Below are 21,652 nucleotides of genomic sequence, written 5' to 3' on the forward strand. Positions count from 1 at the left end.
AGACCGTTATTCTTCATCAAAACCAACTCGAGCACCTTTGGGAATAACTACTACGCCCTCGGCTGAAATATGAAAACGCTTGCGATCTGCTTCGATATCTTCACCTATCACAGTACCAGCGGCAATTTTAACATCTTTATCGATAATCGCTCGCCGAATTCGGCAACCCCGGCCAATATCATTATTGCCCATCAACACACATTTTTCGATATAGCTATGGCTGTGTACATGCACGTTATAACCAAGTATTGATTGATAAACGATAGCACCACTGACAATACAACCTGCCGCTACCATCGAGCTTATCGCTTGTCCTGTTCGGTTAGTTTGATCATGCACAAACTTAGCTGGCGGCATAGGCGGATTATAGCTGCGTAATGGCCAATAACGGTTGTAGACATCAAAAGGAGGATTAATAGAGATCAGATCCATATTGGCTTCGTAATAGGAATCTATAGTACCAACATCACGCCAGTAGCCTGCGCTACTTTCTGATTCACCCCGTATCCTGTTGGTCGAAAAATCATAGACATACACCTCACCCTGCGGAAAAAGTGTCGGGATGATGTTATGACCAAAATCGTGTTTTGAATCAGCCTGCTTAGCGTCTTCGTTTAACACCTCCACCAAACAATTCGCTTCGAAAATGTAGTTACCCATTGACGCTAATACCATATCAGGCTGACCCGGAATGGTTTTAGGATTAACTTTTGGTTTTTCTTCAAAACCAATCATCCTGCCTGTTTCGTCTACTTCAATAACACCGAACTCATGTGCTTGCGAGACAGGCACAGGAATGGCCGCAACAGTTAATTTCGCATTTTTGTTACGATGGAAATCCAGCATTTGCCGTACATCCATCTTATAAATGTGATCACCGCCAAACACGCAGACGTGCTCTGGGTCTAAACCTTCGATTAAATGCAAATTTTGATAGATGGCATCAGCGGTCCCCAGGTACCAATGCTTACCGGTTTGCATCTGTGCCGGAATAGGATCGATAAAACGGTTTGTAACCCCACCTACTCGCCAGGCCCGACTTAGGTGTTTCATTAATGAGTGTGATTTAAATTGGGTGATCACAAAAATCTGCAATAGATCTGAGTTCACAAAATTATTTAACACAAAATCAATGATCCGATAATTACCACCAAAGGGCACTGCTGGTTTCGCCCTGAGTGAGGTTAAAGGTGACAGTCGAGTTCCTTCGCCGCCCGCCAGAATCATTGTTAACACTCCAGACATATGCTCTCCCCATTATTTCGTTAGCCGCTGCTGCGGCTTTATTTATTACAAAAATTAAATGCAAAACCAATACCATAAAAATCCATATTAAGCTTGGCTGGAATAAGAATGGGTAGTACCGCTTGAAACCCGGTAATCTCAGCGCCTGTTATTACCATAGCATCAAATTTTGCTTTAAAGTAGTGCGCGTTACGCCTGAAAACAACGCGGCTGCCCTTTTTAGGGGCAGCCGCGGTAACTAAGGTAAAAATGTGCGCGAAATGTTGATAATCAGTTAGGCTCTGAGGTTTATATAGCAGCAGCCAATTCAGCGCCCTGCCGTATTGCCCGCTTAGCATCTAATTCGGCAGCAACATCAGCACCGCCTATCAGGTGCACCTTTTGTCCTTGTGCAATCAAGTCTTGTTGTAATTCACGTAACGGCACCTGTCCGGCACAAATAATCACGTTGTCCACCGGTAAACAGCGTTCCTGATCATCAATAGTGATCCAAAGGCCATCGTCATCCACCTTGACATAATTCACCCCCGCTAACATCTCGACCCCTTTTTTCAATAACGAGGCCCTATGTGCCCAACCCGAGGTTTTACCCAGCCCAGCTCCGACTTTACTCGCTTTACGCTGTAACAAATAAATTTTACGCTGCGCCGGTTCAGGCTGTTTATTGGGTAATAACGCACCGCGTGCCTGATAGGCCTTATCCACGCCCCAGTCCACTAACCAGGCATCGGGTTGCAAGGTCAGCGAGTGATCTTCAGTTAAATATTCGGCAACGTCAAAACCAATACCACCGGCACCAATAACTGCCACATGTTTGCCAACCGCTTTGTGATCGCGTAATACATCTAAATAGCTTAACACCTTAGGATGATCTTGCCCTGCCAAGCCAATATCGCGCGGTACTATGCCAGTTGCCAGAATAATTTCATCAAAACCTGCCGCAGCTAGGGTCTCGGCAGTTTGCACTGAATTCAGGTGTAGTTTAATGGCATGCAGCTCTATCATACGGCCAAAGTAACGTAGCGTTTCGTGAAACTCTTCTTTGCCGGGGATCTGTTTAGCATAGTTGAACTGACCGCCAATCTGATGTGACTTATCAAATAAATGAACTTCATGGCCACGTTGCGCCGCATAAACGCTAAAAGCCAAACCAGCAGGGCCTGCGCCCACTACGGCCAGCTTTTTGCGCGTAGTAGCCGGCGTAAAGTTAAGCTCAGTCTCATAACAGGCACGAGGGTTTACCAAACAGCTGGCGCGCTTTTGTTGAAAAATATGATCTAAACAGGCCTGATTACAAGCAATACAGGTATTAATGGTATCCGCTTGATCTGCTGCAGCCTTATTTACAAAATCGGCATCCGCTAAAAACGGCCGAGCCATACACACTAGATCGGCTTGGCCATTCGCTAAAATATCTTCTGCAACTTGCGGGTCATTAATGCGATTGGTGGCAATTACCGGTATTGATAGCTCTTTGCGCACCCGCTCGGTGATCCAACTAAAGGCAGCGCGCGGCACCCGGGTAGTAATGGTCGGAATACGAGCTTCATGCCAGCCGATGCCGGTGTTAATTAAAGTTGCACCCATTTTTGCAACTGCTTTACCCAATGCCACAACTTCTTCAAAAGTATTACCGTCTTCAACCAGGTCTAACATGGATAAACGATAAATAATAATAAAATCATCACCACACTTTTCACGTACAGCTTTTACTGTCTCCAGAGCGAAGCGGCTTCGATTTTCAAAACTCCCACCCCAACTATCACTGCGTTGATTCGTGCGCTGACAGATAAACTGATTAATTAAATAGCCCTCTGAGCCCATAATCTCCACACCATCGTAACCGGCCTTTTTCGCTAAGCTGGCAGCGTGGGCAAAATCCTTAATGGTGCTACGAATTTGTCTATCGGACAGCTCCGCTGGCTTAAATGGGGTGATTGGTGATTTAATTTTACTGGGCGCCACGTTAAAAGGATGATAACCATAACGCCCCGCATGTAATAATTGTAAGCAAATTTTCGCACCGTCGTACTGATGTACTGCCTCGGTAACTTTTTTATGCTTGGCCACCTGCCACCAAAAACTCAATTGGCAACCAAAAGGCACTAAATTCCCGCGAAAATTAGGGCTAATCCCGCCGGTAATAATTAATCCTACGCCACCTTTAGCCCGCTCTGCATAAAAGGCTGCAAGCTTAGTAAAGCCGTGCTTTTCCTCTTCTAAACCGGTGTGCATAGAGCCCATGATCACGCGGTTCTTTAGTTGGGTAAACCCCAAATCCAGTGGTTGTAATAATTGTTGATATGCCACTTTCAGCCTCTCTGGTCGTACCTGTCAAATCGTTAGAATGTAGCTGCTTTAGCTAGCTTAAGCAAGAGATATACATTTTCTTACAAATTCCGGTTCGCCTTTAGCGTAGAATTCGTTAGCATTAACCTTGGTTACTTCTAAATGTAATTGCTTTTAAGCAGTCAGCTAACAGGACACTTGATATGTCGGAAAAAAAGAAAGGGTTAATTCGGCGCTTCTTTGGCGCAATTTGGGCAGTTTACAAAGGGTTCCGCTCTACCGTCCTGAATGTTATTTTTATTTTGCTGGTAGTACTGTTGGCAGCCGCGATTTTTGGCGGTGATGACAAAGTTAAGGTCGCAGAGACCTCAGCGCTGTACCTCAACTTACGTGGCGATTTAGTTGAAGAAAAACGTTATGTTGATCCTATTTCAGCAGCATTAAACGAGAGTTTAGGCGGTCAGGAAGAACGGCCGGAAGTCTTGGTTTCTGAAGTCATTAAAGTGATTAATCACGCCAGTAAAGACAATCGTATCCAGGCCATGGTGCTGGACCTATCTGGCTTAGGTGGCGCCTCTTTAGACAAGCTGCAGGCTGTGGGTAAAGCGATTGAAGCTTTTAAAGCCAGTGGTAAAAAGGTTTTTGCCTATGGTGCTTATTATGCGCAAAACCAGTATTTTTTAGCCAGCTATGCCGATGAGATTAGCTTAGAACCGATGGGTGCCGTTATTTTAGAAGGTTATGGTAGCTACCCTATGTTCTATAAAAACGCGCTGGAAAAGCTTAAAATCAGCACCCATGTGTTTCGGGTTGGTACTTACAAATCAGCGGTTGAACCCTTTACCCGCAACGATATGTCTGAAGAAGCTAAAGAAGCCAACGGTGCCTGGTTAAATGAATTATGGCTAGATTACAAACAACAAGTTGCACAGCGCCGCAATTTCGCGCTGGATACCTTTGACGAAACCTTTACTGCCCTGTACGAAAAAGTCAAAGCAGCTGAAGGTGATCTGGGTCAGTATGCATTAAATAGCAAGCTAGTAGATAGCATACAAACCCGTGAAGAATTCCGCCGCAGCCTGATCGCCGTGGTAGGTAAAAACGATAAACACACTTATAATCATGTGACCTTTGCCGACTACGCTAAACTGGTGCTTCCGGCCAAACAGTTTGATAATCCACTTAGCGAAAAAGTCGCAGTTGTGGTGGCGCGCGGCATGATTGTCGATGGTACAGCCAAAGCGGGCATGATTGGCGGTGACTCAACTGCAGCGTTATTACGCCGTGCCCGGCACGATGATAAAGTAAAAGCCGTAGTACTGCGCATCGACAGTGGCGGTGGTAGCGCTTTCGCTTCAGAAGTCATTGGTCAAGAGATTGCCTTATTACGTGAAGCCGGTAAACCTGTTATCGCTTCAATGGGCGCAGTAGCTGCCTCAGGTGGTTACTGGATTGCCGCGCCAGCAAATGAAATTTGGGCCGCACCGACTACTATTACCGGTTCAATCGGCATCTTTGGTTTATTACATACCTTTGAAAACGCCATGCAAACACTGGGCTTAAATGTCGACGGTGTTGGCACTACTGAGCTGGCAGGCTTCTCTGCCGGTGTACCGGTATTCAATGGACTGACTGAGCCGGCAAAAGACTTGATGCAATTGTTAATTGAACGTGGCTATACCGAGTTTTTAAGCATGGTCGGTGAAAACCGGGATATGACCTTAGAAGCAGTAGATAACGTGGCTCAAGGACGGGTTTGGACCGGGCGTAAAGCACTGGAACTGGGCTTAGTTGATAAACTGGGGACTTTTGACGATGCCATCGCCAGAGCCGCTGAGCTGGCAGGTCTAGCGCAATATGATGTCACCGTCGTGCAGCACGAGTTGTCTCCTACAGAGCAATTGCTGGCCGATATTTTTGGTAGTGCTAAAGCCAAAGGTTGGTTACCCAGTGTAACTGAGCAGCCGCAAAACCGCGCTTTACGCCAGTTAACCCAGCAAGTTAAACAAGATTTTGTGTTAATGAATCAGTTTAACGATCCTAATGGTATCTATTCATACTGCTTAAGCTGCCAGATTAACTGACAGCATCTGTAAATCTGGTTACAATGCCCGGTATTATCCGGGCATTTTTTTATGCTGCTTTTTTTAAGGTAATCCATGCAAAGAAAACGTATTTACGTCGCCTACACTGGCGGCACCATCGGTATGCAGCAATCGACCCAGGGGTTTATTCCGGTACCAGGTTTTTTAACCGACACAGTAAAGCGGATGCCCGAATTCTACCGCCCAGAAATGCCGTTATTTGATATCCATGAGTACCACCCAGTGATTGACTCATCAGATATGACCCCTACCCATTGGCTCAGCATAGCTAAAGATATCCAGGCAAACTATCAGCAGTACGACGGCTTTGTGGTGTTACATGGTACCGACACCATGGCCTATACCGCTTCAGCCTTATCTTTTATGTTAGAAAACCTGCAAAAGCCGGTGATTATCACTGGATCACAAATCCCTTTGGCACAACTACGCTCTGATGGTCAGGTTAATTTATTAAACGCACTCTACCTGGCCGCAAATTATCCTATTGCTGAAGTCGCGTTATTCTTTAATAACCAGCTGTTTAGAGGTAACAGAGCAACTAAAGCCGATGCAGATGGCTTTAATGCGTTTGCTTCGCCTAATCTGCCACCGCTGCTGGAAGCCGGTATTCATATCAAGCTGAACATAGGTAAGTTAAGTAACAGTCCAGCCGCCTTACCGCTGCAGATAGCCGAGATTACGCCACAACCCATTAGCGTGGTAACACTTTACCCTGGCATCACCACCGATGTGATCAGCAATATGCTGGCCGCACCCGTGCGGGCCTTGATTATAAAGTCTTTCGGGGTAGGTAACGCGCCACAGCGTCAGGAGTTGCTAGCAGTGCTAAAAGCGGCCAGCGAACGTGGGCAAATCTTAGTAAACTGTACTCAGTGCTTTAAAGGTAAGGTGAATATGGATGGCTATGCTACCGGCAATGCCCTGCGGGCAAGTGGTGTGATCAGTGGCTTTGATATGACGTTAGAAGCGACGCTGACCAAGCTACACTATTTGCTTAGTAAGCCGCTTACTGCAGAAGAAGTTCGCCAGCAGATGCAACAAGATCTGCGTGGCGAATTAACACTTTAAGCACCCATCCTAGAACAGCGCAGCCACTCGTTTTAACAGCGGCTGCTCTTGCTCTGCTACTGCACCATGCGCTAACCATTGCTGTAACAGCTGTTCAAGCGTTAGTTGCTGACCGGCATTATGTTTTAACGACAATAACGCCAACTGTACCTGTTGCTTTTCGGCCGAGCTACTTTGGCCACTATCTTTGCCACTAATCAGCTCCAAAGCCAAGGTTAGCTCTGGCCGACTTAACGCCGGCGTGCTAATGGCTAAAGCCTCACGATAGGCCGCAGGCCATTGCTCAGCCTTTAACTCTCCCGTTGCTAAAGCACTAAACAGTACCTGTAAGTCAGTGCGCTGCTGCTGTTGCTGAATACTTTGCAAGCGTTGCTCTAACTGCTGCACTACTTGTTGATACTGCTGGCGTGCTGCAGCACTGTCCGGCACATTTAGTTGTCGTAATTGCCCCTGCAATGCTGCGACAGCCGAAAGCGTATCTGCTTGATTAACTTGCACCGCCAATTGCACTAAACTGTCATTGGTCTGCTGCCAGGCTTGTTGCTCGGCTTGCTGCTGTGCTTTGTATTCTTCATTACGTTTTGCAAAAAACGTATCGCACAATGCCCTAAACTCCAGCCATAATGCCTGATCTTGCTTACGGCCGGCAAAACCCAACGCTTTCCAGCGTAACTGCAACTCTTTAAGTACCGAAGCAGTTTGCGCACCGTCAGCAAAAGCCAACGCGGCTCTCGCTTCCTCAATAAGGGCTAACTTGGCAGCTTCTTGCTCCTGCTGCCCGGCATTAACCCGCTCTCTAACAGTGTTAGACAACTGTTGATACTGCTGCTGCAACGCCTGATAGTCACGTCGATTCACTGCACCGGCTTCGCGCCAGCGTTGACTAAGTTGCCGGTAAGCCTGATCTAGCGCTTTGACCTCCAGCTCGGTGTCTAGCAATACAGTTAGCTCAGCTAATAACTGCTGACGCTGCTGCAAATGCAAGGCACGCTCGGCATCAAGTTTAGCAAAAATCTGCCGACATGGCTCAAAGGCGGCTTCGCAAGCACGATCAAAGGCCTGATTAAGCTCTTCATCTTGTGCCGGCTCTGCCCTACCTAATGAATTCCAATTGGCTCTGGCAAGCTTCACTTGCTCAGCCCGCGCCTTAGCATCAGTAACTTCAGCAGTGGCTAATTGCTGCATTTCGGCAAGTAGTGCCTGTTTGCGCGGCGTAGCAATATAATGCTGTAGTGATTCTAACTCGGCATGTAAGGCGGTGACCTCAGCATACTCTTTCTCAAGCTGGCTTTGGGCCACTACCGATAATTGCTGGTAATCATCACCGATACCTTTATAAAGTCCAAACAAAACTCTATAACGACCAGCAGCATGTAAACGCTTAAATTCGGCGCATTTACTGCGTAATTGTTTCACGCCTTTTTGCTGCTGCTGCTTTAGTGATTCAATAGCCGCTTGCCACGCTTGTTTCAACTGTTGAAATTGCGTATTAAGCTCGGCCGGCATCGCAATAACCAACAACTTAGCTTGAACACGCCAAGCCTGGATAAATTCTCTTAGTTGATGCTCTGCCTCAGTTAATTGCTCAGGTGTTTGTGGTACCTCTTGAGTGCTAAAATCTGCGGCCAATTGCTTTAAGGCTAACAACGTGGCAGCGATTTGCGGTAATTGCTGGCACTGCTGTTGTAATTGCAGTAGCGCCGTCTGTAGCTTACGCTGTTGCTCAGCGGAAAGCGCTGTTACCCGCCATTCTTCAGTCAGCGCAACTAACGCTTGGTCTAATACAGCATGTCCAGCACCACCTTGTTGTGTTTGCGCTGCGAGCTGCTGCTCTAACGCTACAATGGCCTGCTGCAGGCGCTGATAATTAGCTAACTGCTGCCTTTGCTGTTCAGCAGCGGCCTGCACCTTAACCAGCTCGGCGAGTTTGGGCGCAATCCAGCTATCCAGGCGTTCAGTTAACTGCTGGTATTTGGCATTAATGCTGTCGGCTTCATCTTTAGGTAAACAGGCCATCTCTGTGGCTAATTGCTGCCACTGCGTTGCCAAACCTTGTTGTAATGCCGGGATATCTTCTATTTGATTACGTTCACGCAAAGCATTCAACTTTGCCAACAACAGGGTGAGTTCTTTGCGTAACTTTACTGGTTTTTGCTTTTGCTCTGCCAGAGCGGCTAACCGATCGTTCAGTTCAGTGGCCAATTCCGTACTCAGCACTTTACTCAGCTTTTCCAGTTGTTTTTCATCTGTGATTTGCTCAAGTAGCTGGCGCTTATAACTGTCTGGAAAAGTCGCATCAAGCAGGCTTTGCTGTATTAAGTCTGATTTTTCTAAACGTTGTAGTAAGGTATAGCGTAACTGCGGATCGCTGTCTTTTAACGCTAACTGTTCCAGCACACTGCTGCGGTTGCACTGTGCTACAAATTTTTGTTTTAGGGCACTCTCTACTTCACCGTCTAATAACTGGCTAATCAATTGTTGCTCAGCATAAAGCCTTAAGCGCTCAGCTGCATCATGCTTGCTGGCTTGCCACCATAAGGCAAAGTCACTCAGTTGGTGTAATGCCGCTTTACGTACCGCCTCGGCACCATCGTTAAACGCCAATTCGTGCAGAATATTTTTATGATCGCTATCCGTAGCTTGAAGTGTTTGTATTGCTTGTAGCCTAATGGCCGCATCAGCATGCTGCCACTTGGGTTTGAACCAGCGTTTAAAGATCATCGTGCGTAAACCTTGCAATAGCGGCAGGATCCGAAAATTGTTTTTTCAGCTCAGCCTTAGATTTGTGTACTATTTGCCCATCCGGGCCAACAGTGAAAATATCTTCAGATTTTAAAATCTTAGACTGATAAGCCATCACCAACTGGAGCGTTTGCGCTTTTTGTTCATCACTTAGCGCAGTACCATCAGCCCAGCGGCCAGTAGCCACGGCATCAGCCAGTTTTTCGTAAGTTTCAGGCGCCATAGCGCTGACTAGCGAGGTAAAATCCATACTATTTTTTTCGCTTTAACCAAATTATCCGGGCCCGACATACCACATACCAACAGAAACCTAAAGCAATAGCCGCCGTCGACACATATTCGTTATAACTACCGTTCTCTGGTTGCCACCAATACAAAATACCAAAACCGGCTAAGAATAACAGCAACGCCAACATAGATTGATTCATCAATGATTGCGACTGACGTAACATCTTATCTCTGTGCTTTGCCGCCAGCTTCTCTGGCGTCGCCGCGGTAAGGTCGGTTTTACATTTTGGGCATTCAGTTGCCTTATTAGAGATCCGGTGCTCACATACCGGGCACGAAATAATAGCCATGCTAAAGTCCTAACGTAAGTCGTCTACTACTGCCAGAATAGCGGTAAGCGAATCCTGACCTAATTTCATTGAGCGCACATCTGACCAACCAAAGGCCTCGTCAGGTAAATTGGCATTATCTTTAAACGGCATCTCTAAGGTATAAGCCAAACATTTAAACTGTTCTGCAACCCAATTTGATGCCACGGTTAAATTTGCTTTGCCCGGCTCGTCACGCTTGTAACCAAATTCCGTTTGAAACTCAGGCGTCACCAACAACATGGCCGCTTTGAACGCCTCTTCGAGTTGCTGCATTTTAGTATTGTAAGAAGGCACACCTTCAGAGCCTGCCACAAAGTTGTACGGTAGGTTTTCATCACCATGCACGTCCAGTAGCATATCCAAACCAACTTCTAACATTTTTTGCCGAACCAAAAAAACTTCCGGGCTTTTTTCCATGCTGGGGTTTTGCCATTCACGATTCAGGTTAACACCAGCAGCATTGGTACGTAAATGACCGCGCACACTGCCGTCTGGGTTCATATTCGGCACTATATAAAATACTGCTTTGCTTAGTAAGGCACGGGCTACACCGTCGTCTTCATCTAACAGCCGATCCAGTAGACCTTCAACGTACCATTCAGCCATTGTTTCACCGGGATGTTGTCTGGCAATAATCCAAACCTTCTTTTTACTTTCATCTGGCTCACCGACTACCAGCATAGTCATATCGCGGCCGTCTAAGGTTTCACCTAGTTCAACCAACTGGCAGTTGTAGTCATTCTGGGCCTGATGCAACAGGTCCTGATGACGCTCGTAGCTATATGGCGCAAAATAAGCAAAATAAACCGATTCAGCTTCCGGGTAATGAGTAATCGTTAAAGTCTTACCATCGTACTCACTTTCTACCCGAAACCAGGTTTGTCGATCGTAAGAAGCGACCGCATGATATTCTTTCCAGCCATCGGGGTAAGCCGATTGGCCAGCATTAACGATATGAATTTTGTGTACCTGAGCATGGGTGCTGTTTAAACGAAAATGAAACCACTGATAAAAGTCTGACTGATTGTCTTTGCGGATAGCTAACTGGATATTGGTTGGATCTGTTGCTTCAATAATTTCAATATTGCCGCTGTCAAAATTGCTGGTAATCTTCATACACATCTCTTTATTCGTTATATCAACTAAATCGAATGGCCACTTTACGCCATAGCGATGCTGTGGCCAGGCCAAGCCCTCAGGTTCAGCCGCTTCGATCAATTAAGTTTCTGGATTCTCTCGCACAAAGGCAATATCTGCAAACCCCATTTTACTGAATGTCTGCAAGCGGTAATTTTTTACGGCTGCTTTATCTTTCGCGGTTTGCAGTAATTGCTTTTCCATCGCTAAAAAGGCGGTTAAATCTATGCCCTCCGCAGCAGCAACCGCTTCGAACAAATCGTGAAAGCGATCGTAACTAAATGCAATAACCTTTTTCTTACCTTTAAAGCTGTAGCTTACTTGCCTGGCCAAACTTATTTCTCCTGTAACAAGGCGTTACGACACAGCCATAACGAAAATAGTAAAATTGCTATACCAGCGCTCAGTCGCAGCAAATCAGCGTCTCTATTCCAAATCAACAGGTTAACTAATAAACCCGCTGGGATAAGCGCATTGTTCATCACTGCTAAGGTACCACTGGATACCTGTGAAGCGCCTTTATTCCACCAAAAATAGCCGCCACCAGAAGCCACCAGCCCCAACCACAGCAATACCAACCATTGTGTAGTATCTTGCGGATACTGCGCACTGCCCAATAACAACCACGCTGGCAGCGCCACCGCTAAAGCCCCTACATAAAACCAACCAAACTGAGTATGCTGCGCGCTGTAAGATGGCTTGGGTTCCATAAACCTCTTGTAGCCAACCTGCCCCGCTGCAAAACACAAATTAGCACCCTGCACTATAGCAAAACCCAGCCAATAATCTGGTGCAGGTATACCATCTCGCATTACCGCAGCAGCCAATACCGCCAACAGCGCAGCAGTTAAAAAACGCGCATTAAAACGCCGACTTAATGCATCGTATAACAGTGTAATGTAAATGGGGGTAAAGATGGTAAACACCAATACCTGAGGCACACTAAGCAATAAAAACGACTGGTAATAAAAAATGTACATTAGACCCAGTTGCACCGCACCAAGCAAAGCCAGCATTAGCGCATCAGCACCAGTACCGCGATAACGCAGTAAAAAAGGAACAAATATCAACAGCGCTAAACCTACCCGGCTTAGCACGGCAAAGTATGGATCAACCTGCCCGGCTAAGTAAACGCCAATGAGGCTAAATGAAAACGCCCATAACAGTGTCACAGCAATCAGATAACGCATCAGGCTATTTTTGCCTGCTTCTCAACAGGTGCTGCATACATTTTTGTTAAAAGTGGCTGAGCCTCCAAAGGCAAAGCAGCCAATTTTTCTTGCCAGCATTGGTAGCTTTTCTCATCAACCACTTGCTCTGCTAGCCCTGCAGCTAAATAGTTGACGGGGAATAAACGATACTGTTGCCAAATCTGTTGATCAATCTGTGCCGCCAGTGTGTCGGCATCGTCCGGAATATCAGTAAGAGGTTGACCAAAAGCCACATGAACCCGACCTTTAAAACCCACTATTCCTTTAATAATGGTATCAATATCCTCAAATTCGCCTTTCTGATAATTGCCATGTTGTTGCTTATGCCACAGTTCATTCACTTTATCTTTATCACAAGGATCAAATTCATAAGATAAACATACCGGCACAATCTGTAAGCTTGCTAAATATTGGCTAAAGCTCTCACCACGTTTTTTACCTTCCATAAAAAACATTTTTAAAATGGCCGGATCCGTCTGGTCATTGCCATCTTTTGCTCGGCCTTCTCTTTGGGCAATCCAAATAGACTGCCCCTCTTCCAGCGAATGGTTTATATAGCCCGATAGCTGCGACAAGTTTTTCAGCATTTCCCGCGGCCCTTTCGCGCCTCGCTTTACGATAAAGCTTTTATTAAGCTTCATCAGCTCGGTCGCACAGGCTTTGCGTAGCAAATTATCGCCAATGGCAATACGTAACGTATCAAAACCCTGCTGATGCAAGCTCCAGTTAACCAGCGCTGGATCCATGGCAATGTCACGATGATTAGAGATAAACAAATATGATTTATGCGGATCTAGCTGCTCAATACCGCTATAAGTGACTTTAGCAGTCGACTTGGCAATCATTTGATCCATAAAAGTAGCAACCTGCAATTGGACCTGCGCCACCGTTCTTAGCTTGGCCCATTTACGTTTTAAAAAAAACTTAACAGCAGGTGATAATACCCAGCCAAAAGTGCCTGCCAGGTGCGGAAAACGATAATGCAAAATGGCGTCAATAAACTCTTGATCAGCAATTAAACGGCGAATCGCCGCTTGCACTTCGCTATCATGATAAGGCCGGATATCAGCAAATGGGTCAGTTTGAACGTCGGTCACGCTTTTACAACACTCTAAGTAAACAGGTGCACTATTCTACCCGTTCAGTAAGATTTAACCAGAGTGCTACGCCGAATAACAAAATAACTTGGTTAAAAAAATATATAAACCCAGCTATTTTCAACCTCTAGCCGCTGCTTTTACTTAACTTTATCGTAGTTAGCACCACAAATCTTAAAAATACGCGGTGCTTTGCTGAAAAAACCTGCAGTTGCACAAAAGCGCATTGCAATTAGTCCAAGAATCATTATGATACGCCCTACGTCGGTACGTAGCGCAGCTTGGTAGCGCACTTCGCTGGGGGTGAAGGGGTCGGAGGTTCGAATCCTCTCGTACCGACCAATTAAGGCCTGTTTAAAAACAGGCTTTTTTGTTTTCAAAATTTATAACCTCAAAAACCCGCTATGGCATAGATATTTACTATTTATCAGGTTATACGACTAGCAAAATAATCAGCAAAACCAACATCTCAAATGCAGCGCCTAAAAAGCTTAGTGCTTTGCTAAGCGGCACAGCCGTATGGATTGCCCTGACAGAGGCTTCCCAGACTTCTATCCATTTACGATGCTCTGCTTGTTCTACAATTTCACTATCCATCATATGCCTCAGTTGAAAATTCAACGCGTTACTAATAATGAGTTAAAATAAGTGCTCTAAAACAATATGGCGAGCTCTCACTTAGTTAAGTATTAGTCTACACGCTGCAGAGCCCGTCTTAGTTGCTGCTCACTACTAAAGCCTGCTTCTCTTGCCACATCTTTTAAGCGCGTTAATCCGCCAGCCATTAATCTTTTGGCTTCATCTAAGCGCGCCTGCGCAACATAATCTGCTGATGTCATACCCGTGTATTTTTTGAATTGCCGAGCAAAATGCCTTGGACTCATTGCCATTCTCTGAGCAAGTACGTTTACCGTAAGATTACGGCTAAGATGCTCAAGGATCCAAATTTGAAGCTCACCAAATCGGTCAGTGCGCTTTTCAACTTCTAAATAGCGACTTTTTTGCGGTTGCGTAGCCCTTCTTCTACGCTCAAGTAAAAGCTGCTCTGCGACTGCTGTCGCAACAGATTTTCCCCAATCACTCTCAACCATAGACAGCGCCATATCAATACCTGCCGTTACACCCGCCGAGGTAAAAGTATTGCCACTTTGAACATACAAAACATTAGTTTCAATCTGGCAGTTCGTAGTATTGCGGGCTAAAAGTTTCAAATACTCCCAGTGGGTTGTCGCTGACTTGCCATTAAGTAGCCCCGCTGCAGCCAGGACTAAAGCCCCTGTACATATAGATCCGATCCGTTGACATTGTTGATATTGTTGCTTCAGCCAATCGAGTATTAATGGTCGCTGCATTGCGTCAACAAAGCCTATTCCGCCTGCCACCAATGCAGTGTCACAACGAATATCGGTTGTGCAATCCACATTAGCAAAGACAGAAATCCCGCCAGATGTTGTCACCAAACCGCATTTTTCAGCAACCAATTCAATGCTGTATGCCTGCCCCTGATAATGCCCCTGTTGTTGTAACCAACGACTGGTTCGAGAAAAAACCTCCAATGGTCCGGCAATATCAAGAATTTGCGCATCTGGGTAAATCAACATCGCAACCCTATGGGTGGCTCGTAGTGGAAACATTAGATCAGCTCTATTGAATCATTAATGCACAGATAATGGCATAAATTGACGCGGCTTTGTCCTAACAGATGAACATTTTATTTGTTTAGTCTAAGCATTGGATAGCGGGAGGGTAACAGATGAAAAATGACATTTTAGATAACCATTGTATTAATGACGATAACCATATTTTTAATGTATTTTTTTTACTCGGTGATGCAACCAATGTAATGGATACGGCAGGTCCCTGGGAGGTGTTTCAGGATGCAAATTTGTTCAGCGGTAACATTAGCTTTCAGTTGCACACCATTTCTACCTGTAAAGGTGTGCTTCTTATGAGTGGCGGTTTTAGAGCCGACGCACATTTCAGTATAAATGACTTTCATCCCAGTGCGGATATCGTCGTGGTACCTGCACAAAAAATGGATACCGCATGTCAGGAATGGTTGATTGCTCAAGCCACTGCGGGGGCGGTAATTTTGTCTGTCTGCACAGGGGCTTTTCACTTAGCCAGAGCCGGCTTACTGGCTCGGCGCACAGCAGCTACTCATCATGATTTCTGGCAAAAATTTTCTGATGAATTTCCCAATATTTCACTTAGCACTGAAAAGCGTTTTATTGATAACGGCCAAATACTTTGTGCAGGAGGATTAACCTCAGGCATTGACGCTGCACTTTATTTGCTCGCGAGAATTTGCGGTGAAGAAGCAGCAACACGCACAGGTGATTACCTCGAACATCAGAGTAAAGCCTGGCAACAACAATCCCTTGAAACACGTGAATAACCTATTAAACGGAAAACAGTTATGAAAAAAATATACCTTTTTATTTTTGTAATAGTCATATTATGCCTTGTCATCGGCTGTAGTAGTGCTCAAAACTCTCTGAAGGCACAACAGACTTGGCCAGATGATGGAAGAGTTATAGTTGACCCACAAAGTGGCAAATCCTATTTTCTACAAAAGGTTTTTGTCCCCTCTGGTTCGCACCTCATAGCGTCAACCTTTATGCGCCCAGCAAATTCTGTAAGCGCTCCGGTAATGCTGGTTGTATCAGGTTCACGCGATGGCATCTTAACAGCGGAAAGTCCTCTGCATAGATCACTGCTGGCGCAGGGAATTGCCGTATTAACGTTAGGAAAAAAAGGCGTATCCCCTTCCACCGGCAATTGGGAAAACGAAACCTTCTATAACAGAGCCAGCAATGTCGTAGCTGCATTGGATTGGTTAAATACACGCAATGATGTTAATGGCCAGGAGGTGGTTATTTACGCACATAGTCAGGGGGCTTATGTCACTCCTTTGATGGCGGATGATCCTCGCGTGCAAGCATTGGTTCTGGCAGCTGCGCCCGCTGAAATCGTGCGCCAGCAGATCTACACAGATAAAGTTGAGTCAGACACCCGCAAAGGCAAAAGTGCGATCAGGGCTACCACCGCAGCTAAACGCCAACAGCGCTTTCTTGATATGCTGACGCATGTTTGCCCTGTTTATAAAGTGCATTATTTATGTCATATCTATAACTTTGATCCTAAACCTGCTCTGGAAAAGCTTACCAAGCCGGTACTAGTACTCTATGCTGGCAATGATCCTATGGTTCCTCATCATAAAAACCTGCCGCTTATGCAAGCGTTTTTGAAACATAATAACAAGGCACAATTTACAGTAATACCGGGCGGTAATCATATGTTTTGGCACAGCACGACAGGCTTGCCAGAAGAATACATATCCTTGCGGGGTCCGGTAGCGACATTTCCTTTTGCAGATCCAAACAATTTAGAACACGAGCGCCTGGCTAATCTGTTTGCAAATAGAGTCAAGCAATCACCCGGTTACCAGGAGGCCGTCGAAGACTTTGTAAAACGCATTTTTGAAAATCAGCTCAGTAAAATGGCTGAAAGCAACTCACTGTAACAGGCAAGGAATTACCTGGCAGGGTGCAGTTCTGTCGCGCCGCTGATTATTGATAGCACCGTGTTCCACATCAATATTGGCGCTGATCTGGCTGCCTTCCAATAGCACTGGCAGCGACCGCCGGGCCGTTTCCCTGCGGCCCTCTAGCCGCAAAGCCAACCAGAGAAAGCTGGCTTTGCGGCATTGCTCAACTGAATTAACAACATGGTGTTATTAGAGATTAATATAGGCAAAGCTTTCAGCAATAATCCCCAAAAAAGCTCAATTTTAAACACATGGGCGACGCGTGTTCAGCCATTGACGTCGCAGCATGCAGCGGTCGTTACTGACTGGCCTTGTTATGTTAATTTACAATTTAATCATATAGATACAATTTTCTATTGGTAACCTATCAGGATAGTCACTCTCTGAAAACCCAAATTTTTCGTAAGCTTTAATTGCAGATTTATTGTGCTTGAGCACAAATAGAGAACAAGCATTAACTTTTAATTCAGTAGTACCTAATTCACTAAGCCTCATTATTAATTCTTTGGCGATCCCTTTTCCTCGAAAATTGGGGCTTACTACCAGCCGAGCCAAATGACACCTATTCAACCGTAAATAATATTGACCAAATGCTAACAGATTAGATTTATCATCTACTAGCGAGAATGCCTTCAATAAATCCAAATTAAGATCTGCACTAAATGAAACGAAATCATAAGGATACCTGAAGTTAGGTCCAGTCCAATCTCTAAGCTCTTGTTCACAAGAAAACCATTTCATTAAATCTTCGATATGAGTCTTGCAAGGTTTGATTAATCTCATCTTATTTAAATACTCAGACATTCACATAACACTCTGCTAACCGAACAAACTTTTGATGGCGGCTTTTTTGCTACGCAAAAAGGTGAAAGCGGAAATATGTCTGGTACAGCCGTTTTTCATGTGTTTATTTGAACTTATAGACATAGATTTTAACTTATAGTTTGCCACTTTTTAGTGTTGTAACGGCTTGTTGATGTTCAGCAAACGCATCAGCAGAAGGCTCCGGCTCTGTTGCCCAGTTCACTTTATTTTCGTTAGATTTATCCCAGCGAAATAGCCAGTGAATGCCAAATTTAAATGCTTGAGTTGGCTGAGAGTATACCGGGTGTTGTAAGGTTTTCTCTAAGCTTTGAAACTGATAACCACGTGATTGCAAGGACATCAGAATGCTGTCTAAACTATCGGCATTTAATTGATTAACATGCAGCATTAATATGTGTGGCACTGGCTGCTCAAACATCTTGGCGCTGGCACTTTCGTAAAAATCTAATCTCCGCTCCGTAAATGCCAGGTACTGCTTATAAATATTTACCGCTGATACGTGTTTATTTTTAAGCTGGACGGTATAGGGCGCATCAAACACGTAATCTGCATTTTCCATCGTCACAGGAACTAACGTGAGGCCTAGCTTTTCCAAACCGTTATCGAGCATCTGTTGCGCATTATCAGTGGCGCCAGCATGCAAATAAGGAGGGCGAAAAAATTTTTGCTTTTGTTCGCCTAGCACTGTTTGCGTTATTGTCGCGCCCTTTTGAATGTCCGCTAGATAGGTGTTTAAGTCGGCTTGATGATAGGAAATATGTGAAAAGGTATGGTTGCCAAGAGTGTGCCCATGTTTGTGCCAATCTGATAACAGAGACTGCAATAATTCTGGATTGTTTTTAAGATGGCTTTCATTAACAAAGCCCGTTGCTTTTATCTCATATTTTTTGAGGGTATCAAGGAGTTGTTGGTTAATTTCTTTAAGTGATTGCGCCGGTAAAGTAAATTCACCATGGATGGGAACATCATCAAAAGTGATTGAGATATACTTAGGATGCTGCGCCTTTACGTCAACGCTAGCACTGGCAAGGTTTAGACAAGCGATGATTGATACATTAAGCAACTTTATAATAAACATGACTATTTTTTACTTCCCTTTGTTTTTAACAAAAAAATAGCATTTTGAACCATTTGGCATGAATGCAATGTGTAATAAGTTTTCTATGTTCTGGTTCAATTCTAATAATTTTTCTTACTGCTTATAATGCCTCAAGTAGAGGCATTATAAGCTCTTCATGCAGGCTTGATTTGTTATGCGGTATCACCTTAGCTTGGTATCACAATTCTTTGGCGAAATTTGTACACCGGCTCTTCCTATTTCAGGTCTCGTCTTACGCTCGCAAGATTTCAGACGGCAAAGCGCTCCGCTAGGCCTGGTGGGTTTCACCGGATACCCAAACACGGGCGGTGCAAACCGTCTCGAAGCCTAGCTTCTCATAGAGACGATAACCTGCGGGCGTTGCGCCGAGGAAAAAGCGCCGGATCCCGTTATTGCGTGCTTGCGCCATCGCTGTAGTCAGGAGCGTAAGACCGATCCCGCCACGCTGGCGTGACGCATCCGTCCCCATCGCCCAAATGCCGCAGGTATCGCCGTGATAAGTCAACGTAACGCTTCCCACTGCCTCGCCATTGGTACGAGCGACGTAAACATCAACACCTGTCGAATCGAATAAGGACGCGGGCAGGGCTCGAAGTACACTGTCCTTGGGCATACTATAGGCTGAAACCAACACATCCGCGCTTGCATCAGCGTCCTCAGTACCAGACGCGCACACGACTTCAACATCGGGGTTGCCAGACGGCTCGAGTGGCACGTCATCACGCACCATAAACGGGAAGTCCACCGCATAGGCCAGGCCTAGATCGGCTGCGATACCGTCGAGTGCCTTGTCGGCTTCGGGGAAGATAATAGCGAGAAACGGAAGCTGTCGCCCCAGGCACAAATTCAACATGTCCCGGAAGTGATCGTGGTCAGCGCCGGCACCAACAATTAACATATTCATGTCCGCAACCGCTTCGTTGCACAAGGCCAATTGCAGGCCAGGTCGAGCGACCGCCTCATAGCGTGCCGCCTCGCCGAGAAACGTAGTAACAGCGTCATTGGTAAGACGGCGCAAGACGGGCTCACTCAGTGGTTTCGATGCTGTGTTCATAGATCTCTCCCTAGTTTTTGGAATTTGCGGTTACGCGTTCTCGGCCTGATATGCCGCCTAGACATAATGATTCCCCACAAGGTGCTGACCGCCAAGTTGGTCGGTTAGTTTCGCAACCAAAGCCACACCCTATTTATTGAAGATACAATACTTGAGGTCAGTATGGTTAACAATAGCATAACTTTTATCGGCTTAGATGCGCATAGAGAATTCTTGGAAGTTGCCTATTAAACCCGACAAGGGTGGCACAATAAAATTAGCGTTAGTGCTGTGCTCTGGTGATATACAGTTATCTGTTATGCCGCTAAGGTCTCTACCGAGCTACAAAAACGACAGGAACATCTGAGTAAAGAAATCGTCGATATCGCCTGGCAAGCGCAACTGCGATTATGCCTTTAATGAGTAGGATTTTACTCAATCTGCTTGACGTGGAAAGTCACACCACTACTGCCAGCAGCGGCAAAGGTCCAGCGACCAAAAGAAGCGATGCTGACAGGCCTTGTTAAATTTTATTAACTCTGTTCAGTCTTCCTTGCAGGCTGAGTCACTATCAAGTAAATGATGTACCCCAGTACCGGAAAAAATACAACCGCTAATGACCAGCCTAATTTTGCACCACCGTGTGAACGGCTTGAGAGAATTACATGAATCAGTGGCAAAACCATTATTAATAATAAATGCCAAATACTTATTCCGCCCATCATAAAATTAATCCTAAGTTATTTTGAATAATTATAATTTTTCGCAAAACTACTTTTAATTTAACGCCCGCCACAAACGCGAGTAACTTGTTGCGAGTCGAGCCGCAAAGCAGCGTCTTGGTGGCGTTTTTTATACGCTTTTCGCATCACGAAGCCGCCTGTTTAGATCCAAAACAACAGGATGTACTGAGAACGTAAAAATTCTCGTCTTTGGGTGAAACATTACTTTCATAACTTCACCTCTTGAATCTCTAAAACTAATAATTATCCTCTCTGGAGAACCCAGCCGTCCCTCAACGGATAAGATATCTTTTAAAAAAATAGTTTGCTCAACAGCACCATTTTTTATAAGCAAATGATCATTATAATCAAGAACATCATCAGCGGCTGACCAAATAATTTTTTTGAAGAAAATGCAGCCAAAAATAAACATCAGGATTGGTATTAATGTTAAAAATGGGGCGTCCTCAAAATTCCCAGACAAAATAAAAATCAATGTTAAAACAAATAAAAAACCTAAAGAAAACACTGAGAAGGCCATGTGGAAAGGGTTAGATGTAGAAATCCGATTCATATCACTCCCAGCACATAACGAGCCTGTAGAAAAACCTGTTGCGCGCACAACATTTCTACCTCGGCCATTCTGTTTATTATTTGTTATCAACTCTGCATGTTTCTGGTGGGAATTTCAAGACAAGATTTATGTTGACGTTAATTTGCTTTTATAGCCGCGCTATTAGCGGAGTTTAGGCCACTCTTCACTTTGCTTTACCCCACTTTGCCATATCGGCTTACTTTCTCTAAGTTATGCACCATACAGAACAACTGCCATTGGCCTTGTACTTTGGTTTTACCGCGCAAACTAAACCGTTTTAGCCCTTTGTTGGTGCCAATATTGCCAAACACCGGCTCTACTACCGACATGCGGTG

General features: G+C 45.2%; 21 protein-coding genes and 1 tRNA gene. 5 read left to right on the forward strand and 17 right to left on the reverse strand.

What is annotated here, in order from left to right; all coding sequences use genetic code 11:
- Nucleotides 1-6 precede the first annotated feature (6 nt).
- Both glgC and IE163_RS14690 read right to left on the reverse strand, forming a co-directional pair.
- Nucleotides 7-1,245, reverse strand: coding sequence for a glucose-1-phosphate adenylyltransferase (gene glgC / locus IE163_RS14685; protein WP_189433741.1), 1,239 nt, complete (start codon nucleotides 1,243-1,245; stop codon nucleotides 7-9).
- A 288-nt stretch (nucleotides 1,246-1,533) separates the two neighbouring features.
- Complete coding sequence (locus tag IE163_RS14690; RefSeq protein WP_189433742.1) at nucleotides 1,534-3,555, reverse strand: NADPH-dependent 2,4-dienoyl-CoA reductase; 2,022 nt, start codon at nucleotides 3,553-3,555, stop codon at nucleotides 1,534-1,536.
- Between the two features lie 182 nt (nucleotides 3,556-3,737).
- Between IE163_RS14690 and sppA the strand changes: the two genes are divergently transcribed.
- Together sppA and ansA are read left to right on the forward strand one after the other, a co-directional pair.
- Complete coding sequence (sppA, locus tag IE163_RS14695) at nucleotides 3,738-5,618, forward strand: signal peptide peptidase SppA (RefSeq protein ID WP_189433743.1); 1,881 nt, start codon at nucleotides 3,738-3,740, stop codon at nucleotides 5,616-5,618.
- Nucleotides 5,619-5,693: 75 nt separating this feature from the next.
- Entirely contained in the window at nucleotides 5,694-6,707 is a 1,014-nt protein-coding gene (gene ansA / locus IE163_RS14700; RefSeq protein WP_189433744.1) for an asparaginase, read from the forward strand.
- A 9-nt stretch (nucleotides 6,708-6,716) separates the two neighbouring features.
- Here the strand turns inward: ansA and IE163_RS14705 are convergent, their stop codons facing one another.
- The 7 genes from IE163_RS14705 to IE163_RS14735 all read right to left on the reverse strand — a co-directional run bounded on the left by IE163_RS14705 (nucleotide 6,717) and on the right by IE163_RS14735 (nucleotide 13,493).
- Nucleotides 6,717-9,428, reverse strand: coding sequence for a DUF349 domain-containing protein (locus tag IE163_RS14705; RefSeq protein ID WP_189433745.1), 2,712 nt, complete (start codon nucleotides 9,426-9,428; stop codon nucleotides 6,717-6,719).
- Nucleotides 9,418-9,699: a YeaC family protein gene (locus tag IE163_RS14710; RefSeq protein WP_189433746.1), complete on the reverse strand. Its 282-nt coding sequence runs from the start codon at nucleotides 9,697-9,699 to the stop codon at nucleotides 9,418-9,420. The genes IE163_RS14705 and IE163_RS14710 overlap by 11 nt, the downstream gene beginning before the upstream one ends.
- A 1-nt stretch (nucleotide 9,700) precedes the next feature.
- Nucleotides 9,701-10,027: a zinc ribbon domain-containing protein gene (locus IE163_RS14715; RefSeq protein WP_189433747.1), complete on the reverse strand. Its 327-nt coding sequence runs from the start codon at nucleotides 10,025-10,027 to the stop codon at nucleotides 9,701-9,703.
- Nucleotides 10,028-10,036: 9 nt separating this feature from the next.
- Nucleotides 10,037-11,164, reverse strand: a complete 1,128-nt coding sequence (locus IE163_RS14720) for a M14 family metallopeptidase (protein WP_189433748.1) — start codon at nucleotides 11,162-11,164, stop codon at nucleotides 10,037-10,039.
- A 102-nt stretch (nucleotides 11,165-11,266) separates the two neighbouring features.
- Complete coding sequence (locus IE163_RS14725; protein WP_189433749.1) at nucleotides 11,267-11,518, reverse strand: DUF2960 domain-containing protein; 252 nt, start codon at nucleotides 11,516-11,518, stop codon at nucleotides 11,267-11,269.
- Between the two features lie 2 nt (nucleotides 11,519-11,520).
- Nucleotides 11,521-12,375 (reverse strand): EamA family transporter, encoded by an 855-nt coding sequence (locus IE163_RS14730; protein ID WP_189433750.1) that lies wholly within the window; start codon nucleotides 12,373-12,375, stop codon nucleotides 11,521-11,523.
- Nucleotides 12,375-13,493, reverse strand: a complete 1,119-nt coding sequence (locus tag IE163_RS14735; protein ID WP_189433751.1) for a 1-acyl-sn-glycerol-3-phosphate acyltransferase — start codon at nucleotides 13,491-13,493, stop codon at nucleotides 12,375-12,377. Before IE163_RS14735 ends, IE163_RS14730 begins: the two co-directional genes overlap by 1 nt.
- Nucleotides 13,494-13,758: 265 nt before the next feature.
- Between IE163_RS14735 and IE163_RS14740 the strand changes: the two genes are divergently transcribed.
- Nucleotides 13,759-13,835: transfer RNA gene (locus IE163_RS14740), tRNA-Pro, on the forward strand.
- A gap of 90 nt (nucleotides 13,836-13,925) precedes the next feature.
- Here IE163_RS14740 and IE163_RS14745 read toward each other — a convergent pair.
- Together IE163_RS14745 and IE163_RS14750 are read right to left on the reverse strand one after the other, a co-directional pair.
- Nucleotides 13,926-14,093: a hypothetical protein gene (locus IE163_RS14745; RefSeq protein ID WP_189433752.1), complete on the reverse strand. Its 168-nt coding sequence runs from the start codon at nucleotides 14,091-14,093 to the stop codon at nucleotides 13,926-13,928.
- A gap of 89 nt (nucleotides 14,094-14,182) precedes the next feature.
- The gene (locus tag IE163_RS14750; RefSeq protein ID WP_189433753.1) at nucleotides 14,183-15,127 is read right to left on the reverse strand and encodes a GlxA family transcriptional regulator; all 945 of its coding nucleotides are present in this window, start codon (nucleotides 15,125-15,127) and stop codon (nucleotides 14,183-14,185) included.
- Between the two features lie 119 nt (nucleotides 15,128-15,246).
- Between IE163_RS14750 and IE163_RS14755 the strand changes: the two genes are divergently transcribed.
- Together IE163_RS14755 and IE163_RS14760 are read left to right on the forward strand one after the other, a co-directional pair.
- Nucleotides 15,247-15,891 carry a GlxA family transcriptional regulator gene (locus IE163_RS14755; RefSeq protein WP_189433754.1) on the forward strand — a complete coding sequence of 215 codons (645 nt, stop codon included), beginning with the start codon at nucleotides 15,247-15,249 and terminating at the stop codon, nucleotides 15,889-15,891.
- A gap of 21 nt (nucleotides 15,892-15,912) precedes the next feature.
- The gene (locus tag IE163_RS14760; protein WP_189433755.1) at nucleotides 15,913-17,019 is read left to right on the forward strand and encodes an alpha/beta hydrolase family protein; all 1,107 of its coding nucleotides are present in this window, start codon (nucleotides 15,913-15,915) and stop codon (nucleotides 17,017-17,019) included.
- Nucleotides 17,020-17,367: 348 nt separating this feature from the next.
- On the opposite strand, the gene IE163_RS14765 is transcribed toward IE163_RS14760, so the two are convergent.
- From IE163_RS14765 to IE163_RS14790, 6 genes are all read right to left on the reverse strand, one after another.
- Entirely contained in the window at nucleotides 17,368-17,847 is a 480-nt protein-coding gene (locus IE163_RS14765) for a GNAT family N-acetyltransferase (RefSeq protein WP_229833590.1), read from the reverse strand.
- Nucleotides 17,848-17,980: 133 nt separating this feature from the next.
- The gene (locus IE163_RS14770; protein WP_189433756.1) at nucleotides 17,981-18,946 is read right to left on the reverse strand and encodes a polysaccharide deacetylase family protein; all 966 of its coding nucleotides are present in this window, start codon (nucleotides 18,944-18,946) and stop codon (nucleotides 17,981-17,983) included.
- Between the two features lie 289 nt (nucleotides 18,947-19,235).
- On the reverse strand, nucleotides 19,236-20,021 hold the full coding sequence (locus tag IE163_RS14775) for a GNAT family N-acetyltransferase (protein WP_189433757.1): 786 nt from the start codon (nucleotides 20,019-20,021) through the stop codon (nucleotides 19,236-19,238).
- Nucleotides 20,022-20,533: 512 nt separating this feature from the next.
- On the reverse strand, nucleotides 20,534-20,725 hold the full coding sequence (locus IE163_RS18015; RefSeq protein ID WP_189433758.1) for a PLDc N-terminal domain-containing protein: 192 nt from the start codon (nucleotides 20,723-20,725) through the stop codon (nucleotides 20,534-20,536).
- A 127-nt stretch (nucleotides 20,726-20,852) separates the two neighbouring features.
- On the reverse strand, nucleotides 20,853-21,344 hold the full coding sequence (locus tag IE163_RS14785; RefSeq protein ID WP_189433759.1) for a hypothetical protein: 492 nt from the start codon (nucleotides 21,342-21,344) through the stop codon (nucleotides 20,853-20,855).
- Nucleotides 21,345-21,490: 146 nt separating this feature from the next.
- Nucleotides 21,491-21,652, reverse strand: a 162-nt coding sequence (locus IE163_RS14790; protein WP_189433760.1) for a transposase, incomplete at its 5' end; no start/stop codon positions are given.

Source organism: Alishewanella longhuensis, from assembly GCF_014653435.1.
GTDB classification, from domain to species: domain Bacteria; phylum Pseudomonadota; class Gammaproteobacteria; order Enterobacterales; family Alteromonadaceae; genus Alishewanella; species Alishewanella longhuensis.